The sequence below is a fragment of the Ruegeria sp. AI2 genome (assembly GCF_056541275.1).
In genome coordinates, this window is record NZ_JBQFYB010000001.1 from 224,010 (window position 1) to 240,595 (window position 16,586).

At 58.4% G+C, this 16,586-nt stretch carries 14 protein-coding genes; 6 read left to right on the forward strand and 8 right to left on the reverse strand.

The features are described from left to right. Nucleotides 1-2: 2 nt before the first annotated feature. The 3 genes from ACR0LL_RS01105 to ACR0LL_RS01115 form a co-directional block, all read right to left on the reverse strand. On the reverse strand, nt 3-983 hold the full coding sequence (locus tag ACR0LL_RS01105) for an ABC transporter permease (protein ID WP_267366742.1): 981 nt from the start codon (nt 981-983) through the stop codon (nt 3-5). Beyond that, nucleotides 976-1,983, reverse strand: a complete 1,008-nt coding sequence (locus ACR0LL_RS01110; protein WP_209504480.1) for an ABC transporter permease — start codon at nt 1,981-1,983, stop codon at nt 976-978. The genes ACR0LL_RS01105 and ACR0LL_RS01110 overlap by 8 nt, the downstream gene beginning before the upstream one ends. Nucleotides 1,984-2,076: 93 nt before the next feature. After that, nucleotides 2,077-3,783: a peptide ABC transporter substrate-binding protein gene (locus tag ACR0LL_RS01115; RefSeq protein ID WP_480583123.1), complete on the reverse strand. Its 1,707-nt coding sequence runs from the start codon at nt 3,781-3,783 to the stop codon at nt 2,077-2,079. A 285-nt stretch (nt 3,784-4,068) separates the two neighbouring features. Here ACR0LL_RS01115 and ACR0LL_RS01120 point away from each other — a divergent pair, with 285 nt between their 5' ends. The 5 genes from ACR0LL_RS01120 to ACR0LL_RS01140 are packed head-to-tail and all read left to right on the forward strand — an operon-like array spanning nt 4,069 to nt 10,637. Beyond that, entirely contained in the window at nt 4,069-5,889 is a 1,821-nt protein-coding gene (locus tag ACR0LL_RS01120; protein ID WP_480583127.1) for an ABC transporter ATP-binding protein, read from the forward strand. Between the two features lie 4 nt (nt 5,890-5,893). Beyond that, the gene (gene argE / locus ACR0LL_RS01125) at nt 5,894-7,060 is read left to right on the forward strand and encodes an acetylornithine deacetylase (protein WP_480583130.1); all 1,167 of its coding nucleotides are present in this window, start codon (nt 5,894-5,896) and stop codon (nt 7,058-7,060) included. 43 nt (nt 7,061-7,103) lie between these two features. After that, entirely contained in the window at nt 7,104-8,270 is a 1,167-nt protein-coding gene (locus ACR0LL_RS01130; protein WP_267362903.1) for a M20 aminoacylase family protein, read from the forward strand. 15 nt (nt 8,271-8,285) lie between these two features. Next, the gene (locus ACR0LL_RS01135) at nt 8,286-9,449 is read left to right on the forward strand and encodes a M20 aminoacylase family protein (protein ID WP_480583133.1); all 1,164 of its coding nucleotides are present in this window, start codon (nt 8,286-8,288) and stop codon (nt 9,447-9,449) included. A 24-nt stretch (nt 9,450-9,473) separates the two neighbouring features. After that, nucleotides 9,474-10,637: a M20 aminoacylase family protein gene (locus ACR0LL_RS01140; RefSeq protein ID WP_480583136.1), complete on the forward strand. Its 1,164-nt coding sequence runs from the start codon at nt 9,474-9,476 to the stop codon at nt 10,635-10,637. Between the two features lie 42 nt (nt 10,638-10,679). On the opposite strand, the gene ACR0LL_RS01145 is transcribed toward ACR0LL_RS01140, so the two are convergent. Then, nucleotides 10,680-12,002 carry a 3-deoxy-D-manno-octulosonic acid transferase gene (locus ACR0LL_RS01145; protein WP_480583139.1) on the reverse strand — a complete coding sequence of 441 codons (1,323 nt, stop codon included), beginning with the start codon at nt 12,000-12,002 and terminating at the stop codon, nt 10,680-10,682. A 3-nt stretch (nt 12,003-12,005) separates the two neighbouring features. Then, on the reverse strand, nt 12,006-13,013 hold the full coding sequence (moaA, locus tag ACR0LL_RS01150; RefSeq protein WP_480583142.1) for a GTP 3',8-cyclase MoaA: 1,008 nt from the start codon (nt 13,011-13,013) through the stop codon (nt 12,006-12,008). A 90-nt stretch (nt 13,014-13,103) separates the two neighbouring features. Between moaA and ACR0LL_RS01155 the strand changes: the two genes are divergently transcribed. Next, the gene (locus tag ACR0LL_RS01155; RefSeq protein ID WP_480583145.1) at nt 13,104-13,535 is read left to right on the forward strand and encodes a hypothetical protein; all 432 of its coding nucleotides are present in this window, start codon (nt 13,104-13,106) and stop codon (nt 13,533-13,535) included. Here ACR0LL_RS01155 and ACR0LL_RS01160 read toward each other — a convergent pair. The 3 genes from ACR0LL_RS01160 to glmS are packed head-to-tail and all read right to left on the reverse strand — an operon-like array spanning nt 13,523 to nt 16,584. Further along, a complete protein-coding gene (locus tag ACR0LL_RS01160; RefSeq protein WP_480583148.1) occupies nt 13,523-14,209 on the reverse strand; it encodes a DNA alkylation repair protein in 687 nt (228 codons plus the stop codon). The genes ACR0LL_RS01155 and ACR0LL_RS01160 overlap by 13 nt on opposite strands. Then, nucleotides 14,203-14,757, reverse strand: a complete 555-nt coding sequence (locus ACR0LL_RS01165) for a pyridoxamine 5'-phosphate oxidase family protein (protein WP_480583151.1) — start codon at nt 14,755-14,757, stop codon at nt 14,203-14,205. The genes ACR0LL_RS01160 and ACR0LL_RS01165 overlap by 7 nt, the downstream gene beginning before the upstream one ends. Before the next feature lie 3 nt (nt 14,758-14,760). Continuing rightward, nucleotides 14,761-16,584, reverse strand: coding sequence for a glutamine--fructose-6-phosphate transaminase (isomerizing) (gene glmS / locus ACR0LL_RS01170; protein WP_480506295.1), 1,824 nt, complete (start codon nt 16,582-16,584; stop codon nt 14,761-14,763). Nucleotides 16,585-16,586 lie beyond the last annotated feature (2 nt).

Consider the following 16,586-nt stretch of genomic DNA (forward strand, 5'->3'; position numbering starts at 1 on the left):
TTTCAGCGTCCGCGAATGCGGGGATCCAGCGCGTCGCGCAGACCATCACCCAGATAGTTGACGCTCAGCACAGTCAGCGAGATTGCCAGACCGGGCCAGAATACACGCTCGGGGTATTGCTGAAGATAGTCGACACCATCAAACAACAGGCGGCCCCATGTCGGGAAGTCGGGCGGGAAGCCCAACCCAAGGAAGGACAGCGCGCTTTCGGTGATGATCGCTGTGGCAATCCCCAGTGTTGCCGACACCATGATCGGCGAAAGAACGTTCGGCAGGATATGCCGCGTGATGATCTGACTGTTGCTGGTGCCGATGGAGCGTGCGGCCAGAACGAATTCACGTTCCTTGATGGCCAGCACGTCACCGCGCACGATCCGTGCAGTCGGCATCCATGAGGTGATGCCGATGGCGCAGACGATCAGGATGAAAATCCCGCGCTCCAGCCCAAAAGCCGCTGACAGGGGCTCGCGGAACAGAAGCATCATGACCAGCAGCAAAGGCAGCAGGGGCAGGGCCAGAAACAGGTCGGTCAGGCGCATCAGCGGCCCATCGAGCCGCCTGAAGAATCCCGCCAGAACGCCGATGAACGAACCCAGAAACAGCGCCAGCAACATCGCGGTTATGCCAACCGAGACTGAGGTTTGACCACCCGACATCATGCGCGCAAGAATGTCGCGACCCAATTGGTCGGTGCCAAAGGGATGCGCCCAACTGGGCCCCTGATTGCGCGACCGGATATCGATCTGGGTTGGATCAATGCTCCACAGATACGGGCCCAGATAGACACCGGCAACGATGATGATAAACAGGATCGCCCCGACCATTGCGCCTTTGTGGGTCTTGAACTGATCCCAAACATCGCGCCATTGGCTGCGGGGAGGGGTGGCCAGTTCTTCCATCACGTCGGCTGTCGGCAAGGCGGTTGAGGCTGGTGCAAGTCCTTCGTCCGGGACCAGCGTATCGGTACGATCATGATCAGTCATATCGAATCCTCGGGTCCAGAATGCCATAAAGTACGTCAGCGATCAGGTTGAACAAGACGATCAGTACAGCGAAAATAAAGGTCAGGGTTTGCACCATCGGCAGATCATTGGCCTGAATCGCGCCGATCAGCAACTGCCCGATTCCGTTCACCTTGAACACCTGCTCGGTGATGATGGCGCCACCAAAGATGGACGGAATACCCAGCGCGATCACGGTGACCACCGGGATCATCGAGTTTCGCAGGACGTGAACCATGACCACGGTATATTCGCTGAGACCCTTGGCGCGGGCGGTGCGAACGTAATCCTGATTGAGGTTATCCAGCATGGACGCGCGCATGAACCGGCTGAGTTGTGCGGTGATCTGCAAGGCCAAAACCATGACCGGCATGATCATCTGTTTGAGCTGCACAACAAAGCTGTCCCAGCTGTTGACCACCAGCGTGGTGTCATAGATCGACGGGAACCAGCCCAGCTGGACTGAAAAGATCACGATTACCAGCACGCCCGAAAAGAAGGGTGGAACGGAAAAGCCGACCATCGACACGAAAGTACCCATCTGGTCGAACCAGGAATACTGACGGTAGGCCGAATAGATGCCGATGGGCAGCGCGATCAGGATGGCGACCACATAGGCGGTGCCGACAACCCACAGGGTCTGCGGGATACGCTGAACGACGATGTCCATGACCGGCGAGCGTGTCTGCCAGGAAATCACGCGCAGGTCGCCTTCGGAGAAAGTTGTGCCGAATACAGAATCGACCAATACCTGCGGTTCTATCCAGAAGAACTGCACGATCCATTTCCAGAACCGGATATGCATCGGCTGGCCGAGGCCAAGCGCCTCGCGCATCTTCTCTTTGACTTCCGGGGGAACGGTGAGTGGAACCTGTGCCATCGGGTCGCCAGGGGCAAGTTCGAGCAGCAGGAAGATGACGAGGCTGATGAACAGCAGTGTGGGCACCGCCAACACCAGTCGTCTGATTGTAAAGTTGAGCATTCAAAGGCGCCTTTGTTGATGCGTCTTCTTGTTGGAGCGGCCTGCAAATGACCGCGCCCCGAAGATCGGGGCGCGGCTTGGCAGGTTTAACGCTTAGGACCCGGTCTTGCGGTACCAGTCTGCTGCATTCCACAGCTCGCTGTCCCAAACATTCAGGATCACGCCACCCAGGGTGTTTGCGTGCGCTGACAGACGGCCACGGTGCACCAGCGGGATCATGCCGCCGTTTTCAACCATGATGTCGTTCAGACGACGGGCGATTTTCGCACGCTCTTCCGCACCAGCGGTTTCGGCCAGCTGACCATGCAGCTTGTCGAATTCTTCGTTGCAGAAGCGGCTGATGTTCTCACCCTGCCACTGCGATTCCGGCTTGGGTGCCTTGTCGCACAGGCCGTTGCCCAGATAGGACTGCGGGTCGGTGCCGTTGAAGGTGTTGGCGTACATTTCAACGTCCGCATAGAACTTCTGGAACGTGTCGGGTGAACCCGGGTCACCGCCGAAGAAGACCGATGCGTTGATGTTGCGCAGCTCGGTTTCGATACCGATCTGGCTCCACCATTCCTTGATCAGCGCCTGGAAGTCCTGACGGACGGCGTTGGTCGACGTCTGGTATACGATCTTCAGCGGAACGCCGTCTTTTTCACGAACGCCGTCGCCATCAGAGTCTACGATACCCGCGTCATCCAGCAGTTTCTTCGCACCTTCGATGTCCTGCGTGTCACAGGAAAAGGTGTCCGAATTCACGGCAGCCGGGGCCGGAACCCAGTTACAGGTGACCTGACCGGCCTGACCATAGCCAATTTCCACCAGCAGCGGACGGTCGATTGCCAGAGACATCGCCTTGTAAACCGCAGGATCCTTCAGGAACGGATGCGGGTGCGCAGCAGTCGAACGCTCGCCTTCCGGCAGATCGGGCGACGGGTTGGTCTGGTTCAGCATGATGCGCTCGACTAGCGGGCCGAAGCCTGCGACCGGAGTGCCCTTGCCACCTTCCTGCATCTGCTGGATCACCTCAGGTGCCAGCTGCAGGTTCCAAGCATAGTCAAATTCGCCGGTTTCCATCACCGCGCGGCCCGCCGCTGTCGCATCGCCGCCACCTTTGAAGGTCAGCGTCGCAAAGGCAGGTTTTGCCGGATCACGGTAGTTGTCGTTTGCCTTCATGGTGATCACGTCGTTCGGCTTGAACTCGGTGACGACAAATGGGCCGGTGCCGATCGGGTTAAAGTTCTGCTCGGTGCATTCGGGGGCCTTCGCGCCCAGGCAGTCAGCGAACTGTGCGGCCTGAATGATTGGGCTTTCACCGCCGACAAACGGACCATAAGGGAACGGGGTCGGTGCATCGAACGTGACCTTTACGGTCAGATCGTCCACGGCTTCGACCGATGTGACACCTTCGAATTTGGTCACCTGCGCGCAGCCACCTTCGGGGTGCATGCAGTAGTCTGCGGTGAATTTCACGTCCGCAGAAGTGAACGGACTACCATCAGACCAGGTGATTCCCGGTGCGATTTTCCAAGTGATCGAGGTCAGATCTTCGCTGACACCACCGTTTTCAACGGTTGGAATTTCCGATGCCAGATAAGGCACCATGTTGCCGTCCTGATCGTAGCGGGCGAGCGGTTCGATCACCAGCGAAGCCGACTCCACATCCTTGGTGCCACCCGAAAGGAACGGGTTCAGGATCGACGGTGCCTGCCAGTAAATGATGCTGACATTGCCGTCCGATCCGCGCTCGGCAAAGGCCATCGGGGCCATCGCTGTGCTTGCAATCGCACCAAGCAAAAGGGTTTTGATTTTCATAAGTTACTCCCAAGTTGGACACGTTCGTGTCTCGATTATCTCCGCAAGGCCTGCGGGTTTGGCGTTGCCGCCCCAAGGTAAGGTTCTGATCAACAAAGATAATAGCGCTAACGATTTCGGTCTGCGCCGCCTCCCCAGGTCGGTTACATGGCGTATCGAAACAGAACCTGAGAAAAATGCAAGTAGTGCCGTCGCGAAAATGTGTAATGGGTTTGACTTTTCCCGGCGGCCCGCCTTAGCGTTCGGAATTCAGAAAAAGAATACCGTCGTCAAGGGAGCGCGCGCGTGCTGGATCAGCCTATTGCACAGATTAAAAAACTGCGGGTGGAGTTTCAGACGAAGGATGGCCCCGTTGTCGGTGTTGAGGATGTCTCGTTCGAGGTCAAACCAGGTGAAACCGTTTGTATCGTTGGCGAATCGGGGTCTGGAAAATCGGTGTCGTCGCTGTCGCTGATGCGGTTGGTCGAGTTCGGTGGGGGTGAAATCGCGGGTGGTGAACTTCTGTTTGATCGCCGCGATGGGGGCGAGATGGACCTGTCCAAAGCCGATCCGGATCTGATGAAACAGATTCGCGGCAACGAGATCGGGATGATTTTTCAGGAGCCGATGACGGCGCTTAATCCGGTTTTTACCGTTGGTCGCCAGTTGACCGAAGGCCTGCGCATCCACAAGCAGATGTCAAAGGCGCAGGCCGAGGACCGGGCGCTTGAGTTGCTGCGCCAGGTTCGCATCCCCGAGCCCGAGCGTCGTCTGAAACAATACCCGCACGAGCTGTCGGGCGGGATGCGCCAGCGTGTCGTCATCGCGATGGCCATGGCCTGCGAACCCCGCCTGCTGATCGCCGATGAACCAACCACAGCGCTGGACGTGACCATTCAGGCCGAGATCCTGGCCCTGATGGATCGCCTCAAGCGCGAAACCGGAACTGCGGTGATGTTCATCACCCACGACATGGCCGTGGTCGCCCAGATGGCTGACCGTGTTGTTGTCATGTATCGCGGCAACAAGGTCGAAGAGGGGACCGTCAAGGAAATCTTTGAAAACCCGCAGCATGATTACACCAAGGCCCTTTTGGCCGCAGTACCGAAACTGGGTGAAATGCAGGGCAAGTCGGCACCTGAACCGATGAAGTTGCTGGGTGTCGAGGGGCAGAAAATTGCGCCCATCCCCGGAACCGAAGAAGTTTTGTTGACCGTAAAGAACCTGACCACGCGGTTTCCTGTCAAAGGTGGTCTTCTGCGGCGCACGATCTCGAACGTTCATGCGGTCGAGGATGTGTCATTCACACTGAACAAAGGTCAGACACTCAGCCTTGTGGGTGAATCCGGGTGCGGAAAGTCCTCGGCCGGGCGTTCGATCCTGCGGCTGGTCGAGCCGATGGCGGGCGAGGTCAATCTGGACGGTGTCGATATCATGAAGCTGGACCCGTCCGGCCTGCGCAAGGCGCGGCTGGACATGCAGATGATCTTTCAGGACCCGTTCGCCTCGCTGAACCCACAGATGCAGCTGGTCGATCAGGTTGCCGAGCCGATGCGCAACTATGGCGTGGCGTCGGGATCCGAATTGCAGGACCGCGTCGCGCAATTGTTCGACAAGGTGCAGCTGCCGCGCAGCTTCATGCGTCGTTTCCCGCATGAAATGTCCGGGGGACAGCGTCAGCGGATCGCGATTGCCCGCGCACTGGCCCTGAACCCCAAGCTGATCATCGCGGATGAGGCGGTCTCGGCCCTCGACGTGTCGGTTCAGGCGCAGGTTCTGAACCTGATGATGGAGCTGCAGTCCGATCTGGGGCTGTCCTATCTGTTCATCAGTCATGACATGGCCGTGGTTGAACGTGTCAGCCACTATGTCGGTGTTATGTATCTGGGCCGCATTGTGGAACTGGGCCCGCGTGCACGTGTGTTTGAAAACCCGCAACACCCCTATACACAGGCATTGATGAAGGCGGTTCCAATTGCTGACCCGAACAAGCGAAAGACTGAAAAAGACCTGAACTTCAAACCGATCCCGTCACCGATCCATCCTGTCGATTACAAACCGGAACCCTCGCAATATCAAGAGGTTGAACCGGGTCACTTTATCCTGACCACAGACAGTGGGTACTGACACGATGGGCAAGCGCCTGACGCCGCTTGAGATCATGACCAAGCTGATCTCATTCCCAACCGTGAGTCGTGACACCAACCTGCCGTTGGTCGACTGGGTGGAAGAATACCTGCAAAGCCATGGGATCACGTCGCACCGCTGGCCTGATCCGGATCAGCCGCATAAGGCGGCGATCTTTGCGCATGTTGGCCCTTTGGAAGAAGGCGCAGTTGTGCTGTCCGGGCACACGGATGTCGTACCGGTTGACGGGCAACCCTGGGACACCGACCCCTTCACCGTGACCGAGGAGGACGGCAAATATTTCGGGCGCGGCACCTGTGACATGAAGGGATTTGATGCGCTTGCCATCTGGGCACTGGTCGAGGCGCATTACGCACGTGTGAAACGACCGCTCCAACTTGCGCTGAGTTTTGATGAGGAAGTCGGGTGTACCGGGGCGCCGCCGATGATCGAGGCGATGCAGGGCGTTCTCCCCAAAGGCTCGGCGGTGGTTGTGGGCGAGCCATCGATGATGCAGGCGGTGACGGGTCACAAGGGCGGATTCGGCTTTGACACTCATGTCGTCGGGTTCGAAGTTCACAGCTCGATCATGCACACAGGCGTCAACGCCATCATGGCGGCGGCCCCGTTAATCGACTGGGCCAACCAACAGAACGCGCGAAACATGGCGGCGCAACCCAGTACCGTTGCTGCCGTGTTCGATCCACCCTGGACAACCTGCCACGTCGGTATGATTGAAGGCGGAACAGCCCATAACATTACCGCCAAAGACTGCCGGTTCATGATGGATTTCCGGACTGTGCCCGATGAAACGCAGGCCCAATGGCGCGATGCCTATTTCGAACAGGTTCGGCAAGTTGAGGCTCAGATGCAGGCCGTTCACCCGGATACCCGCATCGAACTGACTGAAAACTTCGCGATTCCGGGGTTGATCCCGGAAGAGGATGGTGAAGCCGAAGCACTGGCACGCGCCCTGACCGGAGACAACGCAAGCCATGTTGTCAGTTACGGGACCGAGGCAGGTCAGTTTCAGGAGGCCGGGTATTCTGCCGTGATATGCGGACCCGGAGACATAGCGCAGGCCCATCAGCCGAATGAGTTCATTACGATTGAACAATTCGAAGCCGGTCATAAATTCATGCAGCGATTGGTTGAAAAACTATGCGCCTAGCCCGGTCTAAAATGGTGCCAGCGGTTGAGAGGGAGGTCTTGAGATGCCCGTAAAAAACAGACTTGCAGAAATGCATGGCGAGATCACCGAATGGCGTCGCCACCTGCACGCCCATCCGGAGCTGATGTATGACGTCCATGAAACTGCGGCGTTTGTCGCTGCCCGTCTGAAAGAATTTGGAGTGGACGAGATCACTCCGGGCGTTGGCAAAACGGGCGTTGTCGGGGTGATCAAAGGGCGCACGGATACGCAGGGGCGCGTCATCGGCCTGCGTGCAGACATGGACGCGCTTCCGATTGAAGAGGCGACAGGGCTGGACTATGCCTCGACCGTATCGGGCAAGATGCACGCCTGTGGACATGACGGGCATACTTCGATGCTGCTTGGGGCCGCGCAGTACCTTTCCGAGACGCGCAATTTCGATGGCACCGTGGTTCTGATCTTCCAGCCTGCCGAGGAAGGCGGGGCCGGCGGTCTGGCCATGTGTCAGGACGGGTTGATGGACCGCTGGGGCATTCACGAGGTCTATGGCATGCACAATATGCCCGGTCTTCCGGTGGGAGAGTTTGCAATTCGACCCGGTGCGTTGCTGGCCTCGTCCGATGAGTTTGAAATCACCGTCACTGGCAAGGGCGGACACGCCGCTGCGCCGCATGAGGCGGTGGATACGACACTGGTGGCCTCGCACATCGTTGTTGCCTTGCAATCGGTGGTGTCCCGGACCGTTGACCCGATCAAGCGAGTTGTCCTCACCGTTGGTACGTTTGTGACGGACAGCGTAGCGTCGAACGTGATCGCTCATACGGTTCGTTTGCAGGGAACCGTGCGGACACTTGACCCCGAGTATCGCACAATCGCCGAAGAACGCGTGCGCCGGATCGCCGAGGATACGGCCTCGGCCTTTGGCGCGAAGGCGGAGGTTATCTGGACACCGGGATACCCGGTGACAGTGAATTCCGAGGCCGAAACAGGCTATGCCGCCGAGGCGGCAGCTGCGGTTGCGGGCAAGGTTAATGACAGCACGGACCCGATCATGCCGTCCGAAGATTTTGCCTATATGCTTGAAGAACGCCCCGGCGCGTACATCTTTATCGGGAACGGGGATACGGCCATGTGCCATCACCCGCAATACAACTTTGACGACGACGCGATCCCCGCCGGTTGCAGCTGGTTTGCCGAGCTTGTGGAACGACGATTGCCTGTCGCATGAAACAGGGAGAATGACATGCCGATCAAGAACCGTCTCGCAGAGATGCATGATGAGATCACCGGTTGGCGGCGTGACATTCACCAACACCCGGAAATTCTGTACGACACCCACCGCACCAGTGCGCTGGTTGCGGAAAAGCTGAACGAGTTTGGGTGCGACGAGGTCGTGACCGGCATCGGTCGCACCGGAGTCGTCGGGGTCATTCGCGGCAAAAGCGACACGCGGGGCCGTGTGATTGGCTTGCGCGCCGATATGGATGCCCTGCCGATGCAGGAACAGACCGGGTTGGACTATGCCTCAGAAATACCGAATGCGATGCATGCCTGCGGTCATGACGGGCATACTGCGATGGTTTTGGGGGCCGCCAAGTATCTGGCGGAAACCCGCAACTTTGATGGCACGGCAATTGTGATCTTTCAGCCTGCCGAAGAGGGTGGGAATGGCGCCGAGGCCATGTGCAAGGACGGTCTGATGGATCGGTTCGGCATTCAGGAAGTCTATGCGATGCACAATGTGCCGGGTGTTCCCACCGGGCAGTTTGCCATTCGTTCGGGCCCGTTGCTGGCAGCGGCGGACGAGTTTGACATCCAACTTGAAGGGCGCGGCGGCCACGCGGCAAAACCTCATCAGACGATTGATACAACGGTGATGCTGTCGCAGCTGATCGTGGCGTTGCAGACGATCGTGTCGCGCAACGCGGATCCGATTTTGCAGGCCGTGCTGTCTGTGACCTCGGTCGAGACGTCCTCGAAAGCGTTCAACGTGATCCCGCAATCGGCACGGATACGCGGCACCGTTCGGACCCATTCCAACGAGTTGCGCGACCTGATCGAACAACGGCTGAAGGAAGTCTTGGAAGGGACCGCTGCAACATTTGGCGGGTCCGTGAACGTCAACTATACGCGCGGTGTTCCGGTGACGATCAATGCCGAAGCCCAGACGGGATATGCAGCAGAGGCTGCGGTGTCGGTTGGGGGCAGTTGCATTGAAGCGCCGATGGTGATGGGGGGCGAGGATTTCTCGTTCATGCTGGAAGAGAGGCCCGGTGCATTCATCGTTTTGGGCAACGGTGACAGTGCCGGGCTGCATCACCCCGAATACAATTTCAATGACGAGATCATCCCCATTGGGTGCTCGTGGTTTGCGGAAATGGTCGAGCGCCGGATGCCGGCGGCTTGACCTGAATCAGGAGAGAGAAAAGACATGCCAGTCAAGAACCGCTTTGCCGAATTGCAGAATGAAATCACGGAATGGCGAAGGGATTTGCACGAAAATCCAGAGATCCTGTTTGAGACCCACCGCACCAGCGCGAAGGTGGCCGAGAAGCTGAAGGAGTTCGGATGCGATGAGGTTGTGACCGGTATCGGACGTACCGGCGTTGTGGGGGTGATCAAAGGCAAGTCGGACAGCAAGGGAAAGGTGATCGGCCTGCGCGCAGATATGGATGCGTTGCCGATACATGAGGCAACGGGGTTGGACTATGCCTCGAAAACGCCGGGTGCGATGCATGCCTGTGGCCATGACGGGCACACCGCGATGCTGCTGGGGGCGGCAAAGTACCTGTCGGAAACCCGCAACTTTGACGGCACCGTTGTCGTGATCTTCCAACCTGCTGAGGAAGGGGGCGGCGGGGGCCGCGAAATGTGCGAAGACGGCATGATGGACCGCTGGAACATTCAGGAAGTCTACGGCATGCATAACTGGCCGGGACAGCCTGTCGGCAAGTTCGCAATCCGACCGGGGTCGTTCTTTGCGGCAACCGATCAGTTCGACATCACCTTTGAGGGTCGCGGCGGACATGCGGCCAAACCGCATGAGACCGTGGATACCACAGTACTGGCAGCGCAGGCTGTCCTAATGCTGCAAACGATTTCTTCGCGCAATGCCGACCCGATTGATCAGGTTGTGGTGTCAGTGACATCGTTCGAGACGTCATCCAAGGCGTTCAATGTGATCCCTCAGACCGTGCAGATCAAAGGCACGGTGCGCACCATGAGCAAGGGCATGCGGGATCTGGCTGAAAAGCGGATCAACGAGATTTGCAACGGTGTTGCGGCCACGTTTGGCGGCACCGCTGACGTGACCTATATTCGTGGATATCCGGTGATGGTGAACAGCGACGAGCAAACAGAGTTTGCGGCGGATGTGGCCCGGTCGGTGTCCGGTGATTGCGACGAGGCACCTTTGGTCATGGGGGGCGAAGATTTTGCCTTCATGCTGGAGGAACGCCCAGGCGCTTATATTCTTGTGGGCAACGGTGACACCGCAATGGTTCATCACCCGGAATACAATTTCAACGACGAAGCCATTCCGGCCGGATGCAGCTGGTGGGCGGAGATTGTTGAACAGCGGATGCCAGCCGCCTGATGGAGAGTGTGGGGGCTCTGCCCCCACCCCCCCGGGATACTTCTAGCCAGATGAAGCGGGATCCTCTGCTTGCAGATCAAGCACCGTGCAGAGGGTTTCGACGACGGCATCCAAGGCGGTCGATTGCGTGATGACGCAGGATTGTGCAGCCGTTCTGGCGGCTTGGAGGGCATTCTGGTCCGACAGCCAATGTGAAACGGCCTCAGAGAGGTCAGCGGATGTCTGGACCTCGACAGCGCCCTTGGCGTCGATCAGCGGGGCAAAGGTTTCTGCAAAGTTGAAATACCCCGGGCCGGTGATCACTGCGGCCCCGGCCTGTGCCGGTTCAAATGGGTTGTGTCCGCCAATCTCTTTCAGTGATCCCCCAAGGAAAACGATCGGGCAAAGCGCGTACCAGGTTCCGGTTTCGCCCAGTGTATCGGCAACATACACCTGCGTCGTATCTGTGATCGGTGCGTTTTTTGACCGGAAGGACGCCTTGAGCCCCGCGTTGTTCAGAAGTTCTGCAACCTCGCCGCGTCGTTCGGGGTGGCGTGGGATCAGTAGCAGCAGAAGGTCGGGCCAATGCTGCAACAATGCTTTGTGGGCTGCCAGAACGCTGTCTTCTTCTCCGGCATGGGTGGAACTGGCGATCCAGACCGGTCTGGCGGCTAATTGCGCGCGAATGTCATCCAGCGTGTTCTGGTCCACAGGCAGAGGATCGGACATGGCCTTGAGGTTGGTGCCGGGCTGCACGCGTTGGGCAGGGGCACTCATGGCAATCAGGTCGGCAGCTGTTTTGTCGTTTTGCGTCAAGAACAGGCGAAACTTATTCAGAATAAACCTTGCCGTTTTAGGGCGCTTCTTCCATCCGGAGACAGATTTGTCCGACAATCGAGCATTCAGCAGAGCCAGTGGAATGTCGCGCCCTGCGCTTTCGACAATCAGCCGCGGCCAGATCTCGCTTTCGACGAAGATCCCGGCATCGGGTTGCCAATGGTCCAGAAAGCGTTGGACCGAGTTGGCTGTGTCAAGCGGCGGGTACTGGTGCCGGGTGCGGGGCGGCAAGCGCTTTTCGATCAGGGCCGCTGAGGTTGGCGTGCCTGAGGTGATCAGAAACTCGGATTTGGGAAGGCAGGTGCCCAGCCGATTGATCAGAGTGAGGACCGACAGGCTTTCGCCGACGCTGGCGGCGTGGAACCAGATCAACTGCCCTGCGGGGCGGGGCTGACTGGCATGGCCAAGACGCTCGTGCTGGCGGTCGGCTGCTACGCCCGCAGCCTCAAGTTTCTTTCGGACGGTTCTCCAGACCAGAGGTGCGGCCAGAGAGATCAGGGCGCAGTACAGGTAGTACAGCGCTGTGGGTCGGTCTTGGTGATCCGGCATGTATCAGCCGCCTGTATGGCTCATATGGCGGCTCATCCGGCCATCGACGGACTGGCGGGAATAGTCGAAGTCGTGACCTTTTGGTTTCAGGTTGATCGCCGCGCGGATGGCATCTTCAAGCGGCTGTTCTGTATCGGTGTGATCCCGCAATGCGCCGCGCAGATCCGCCATGTCCTCCTGCCCAAGACACATATAAAGCTCGCCAGTACAGGTCAGGCGCACTCGGTTGCAGCTTTCGCAGAAATTGTGGGACAGGGGCGTGATGAAGCCGATCTTCTGACCGGTTTCTTCCAGCCTGATATAGCGGGCCGGGCCGCCAGTGCGTTCGGCCAGATCCGTGATTGTGTAATGGTTTTCGTACTCTTTGCGCACGTCCTTGAGCGACCAGTACTGGTCCAGGCGATCCTCGTTGCCGATATCGCCCATCGGCATGACCTCGATCCAGGTCAGGTCCATGTCGCGCTCGGCGCACCATTCAGTGATCTTGGGCAATTCGGGTTCGTTGAACCCCTTGAGCGCAACAGCGTTGATCTTGATCCGCAGCCCTGCCTTTTGCGCCGCGTCAATGCCGTTCAGTACCTGTTTGAGGCGGCCCCAGCGTGTGACTTTAGCAAATTTGTCGTCATCCAGAGTATCCAGGGATACATTCACACGGCGCACACCGGCGGCATAAAGATCTTCGGAGAAGCGATGCAATTGCGAACCGTTTGTCGTCAGCGTCAGCTCTTTCAACGCACCGCTGTCCAAGTGGCGAGTCATGGCGTTGAAGAAAGTCATGATATTGCGACGAACCAATGGCTCACCGCCGGTAATGCGCAGTTTCTCAACGCCCATTCTTACAAAGGTCGAGCACATGCGATCCAGCTCTTCCAGCGTAAGAAGGTCTTTCTTGGGCAGAAAGGTCATGTTTTCGGACATGCAGTAGACGCAACGAAAATCACAGCGGTCCGTAACGGAGACGCGGAGATATGTGATGGCGCGGGCAAACGGGTCGATGAGCGGAGCAGACATGCGACATAGGTAAAGCTGTAACCTGCCTGCGACAAGTGCGAACTGCGCTTTGCACTGGATAACGCCAGCATGGGATTGTAGTTTCCGGGCATGAAAAAGACATTTGTATTTCTATGCGTTGTTTTGACCGGGTGCGATACTGTCCGGGCAACTACGGAACGTGTGTTCGGGTCCGGGGGTGAGGCGGCTGAGGCCGTATCGGATGTCGAAACTGCGCCGGTTGTCGCTGACGAGGTTCTTCAGCCCGAACCGGTTGCGGCACGCCCCAGTTGGGTCGGGGCCAAAACAACCATTGCCGGGCTTGGTGATCCGACCACACCAGGACGCTGGATGCAGACGCCGCTGGTCGATAGCGAGGTAACGGCGCGGGTTGTTGTGCCCAGAACCGGCGCGCAGGCCTATATCACTCTGGTTCCTGCCGCAGGCTCGGAAAGTAGCGGCAGTCGCTTGTCGCTGGATGCCATGCGGGCCCTTCTGGTGCCATTAGACGAACTGGTCGAAGTCGCGGTTTATGCCGACTGACTTTTCAGGTATTTGGCTGCTTCGCGGCGGGCAAACGGCTTCATGGCATCACCATGTCTGTCCAAAAACGCGATCACGCGTTCGGGGTCGTGTTTGGACAGTTCCCGCAGCCACCAGGCGATTGATTTCTGAATGAACCAGTCGCGGTCCGGGACATATCCGGCGGCCCAGCCGAGGATACGGTCGCGGCGTTGCAGGTCTTCGGGCTTGGGGTGGTTCTGTTTGGTCCAGGGCAGCGTTGCGACAAGGGCGGCGCGCCGGGTCCACATGTGATCGGACTGTGTCCACTGTTCGACGGCGTCCAACCTCTCGGGGTCGGTCATCAGTCGTTTTTGCATCGCCATGCAGGCATGATCGGCGACGGCCCAGGCGTCAAAGTCCGGTAGCCAGCTTTGAAGCAGGTCCCAAACCTGATCGTCGGGCCGGATGCGGGCCTGGGTCAGAAGCTTGGCCGCGGCAAGGCGCCCTTCGTGGATATCGGTTTGCCACAGCGCCTTGGCAAGCGTGACGCGTTTGTTCACATCCAGCTCTTGCCGCCATGTTTTGGTCAGATCGTTGAGAACCGGATTGGCAACACCCAGATAGACGCGATCCGCCTTGTGATAACTGGCCATCTGACCCGCACGTTCGGGGTCGGTATGGGCTTTGATTTGATCAAGAAAAGGGGTCAGCATTGGGGGCAGACCGGAACGCCTGTCGGTTCGCCGTCAATCGTCTGGCTGTTCTTTTCGGCCCAATAAGACCGGATGTCGCGGTCCGTCTTGCCATCGACCCATTTCTGCATCGTGTCGCGGTCGGACTGGAATTCCATGAATGGCACTGCATACCCGCAAGAGGTCTGAACCATTTCGATCGACTGGTCGTAGATCTGTCGCGCGCTGCGGTGGTTGGGGAAAAGATTGGCCAGTTCATCCCAGCCCTCATCTCTGACGTGCAGAGTGCGGGCTGTGCCATATGTGCGCAGGATCAGTGGGCGCGTGGTGAAGGAGCACCACATCAGTGTCATCCTGTTGACCTGCATCAGATGCCCCGCCGTCTCGTTGCCGCTGCCAGTCAGGTTCATCCAGACGATGCGGTTTGGCCCCAGCACCCGCAGCGAGTCCATACCTTTGGGAGAGATATTGACCTTTCCCTCGGTCCCGGCGGTGCCGACGAAGAACATATGCTGATCTTCGATGAACTTTTGATGCGCGTCATCAAGCTGGGGAAACTGTTTGGACATGGGTCACTCTACCGTCACTGATTTTGCCAGATTGCGCGGCTGGTCTACATCCGTCCCTTTGGCTACAGCCGTGTGATAGGCCAGCAACTGTGCGGGAACCGAATAAAGGATCGGCGCAAGACTGGTGTGAACATGCGGCATCCGGATCGTGCTCCAGACTCCGTCTCCGGCCTCGTCAATTCCATCATCATCAGACACAAGGATCACTTTGCCCTTGCGCGCCATCACTTCCTGCATGTTTGACACGGTCTTGTCGAACACCGTGTCACGGGGCGCCATGACAACCACGGGCATATGTTTGTCGATCAGGGCGATGGGGCCATGTTTTAACTCTCCTGACGCATAGCCTTCGGCGTGGATATAGCTGATTTCCTTGAGCTTCAGCGCCCCTTCCATTGCCAGCGGATACATCAGGCCACGGCCCAGGAACAGAACGTCGCGCGCCTCGGACAGGCGTTGGGCTGCTTTGCGGATCGCCCGGTTCTGATCCAGTGCCGTGTTCAGCACGGTCGGCAATCCGCGCAGCGCAGCGGCATGATCGGCGATTTCCTCATCCGTCAGGGTGCCGCGATCTGTCGCCGCCTTGAGCGCCAGCATCAGCAAAACGCTTAGTTGACAGGTGAAGGCTTTGGTCGAAGCCACACCGATTTCAACGCCAGCATGGATCGGCAGGGCGATATCGCTTTCCCGAGCAATCGAACTTTCAGGAACATTGACGACAGAAACGATCTTGTCCGCCTTGCCCTCGCAATAGCGCAGCGCTGCCAGGGTGTCGGCGGTTTCTCCTGACTGGCTGACAAACAGCGCCAGTGTGCGACCCGTGATCGGAGGTTCGCGGTAGCGAAACTCGCTGGCGATATCGACCTCGACCGGCATCTTGGCCAGTTGTTCGAACCAGTATTTCGCGGTCAGGCAGGCGTAAAACGCGGTGCCGCAGGCGACCATGGTCAGACGGTCCAGCTTGCTGAAATCCAGCTCGGCGTCGGGGAACACCACTCGATCACCGCCCGTGGGCAGGTAGGATCGGATGGCCTCGGCCACGACGATAGGCTGCTCAGCGATTTCCTTGGCCATGAAATGCTTGTGCTCGCCCTTGTCCGCGCGCGCATGATCCAGCTTGATCTTGCGCTTTTCCCGGTTGGCCAGTTCACCGGCTTCGTTGCGGATTTCCAGCGATGTTCGGGTCAGAACCGCGCGGTCGCCTTCCTCAAGATAAGTGATCTGGTTGGTCAGCGGCGCAAGGGCAATGGCGTCCGAGCCCACATACATCTCACCATCGCCGTGGCCGATGGCCAGGGGTGATCCTTTGCGGGCCGCTACAATCAGGTCGTCCTCACCATCGAACAGGAATGCAAGGGCGAAGGCACCTTCCAACTTGTCGATGGTCTTGAAGGCGGCCTCGACCGGGGACATGCCTGTGTTGAGGTGATGCTCCGTCATCAGAGCGACGGTTTCAGTGTCGGTTTCGGTCTTGAAGGCTACGCCGTGTTTGGCCAGTTCCGCCCTCAGGTCGCGGTAGTTTTCGACAATTCCGTTGTGAACCACGGCCACCGGGCCCGCCTTGTGGGGATGCGCGTTGTTGACGGAAGGCGCACCATGTGTGGCCCATCGGGTGTGACCAATGCCGGATTTACCGGGCAGCGGATCATGCACCAACAGATCGCTGAGGTTGACCAGTTTGCCGACCGCACGCCGACGACCCAGGACACCGTCATTAACGGTTGCAATCCCGGCACTGTCATAGCCTCGATACTCCAGCCGTTTCAGGGCTTCTACCAGAATAGGGGCCGCTTCATGCTGGCCCAAGACACCTACAATTCCACACATAT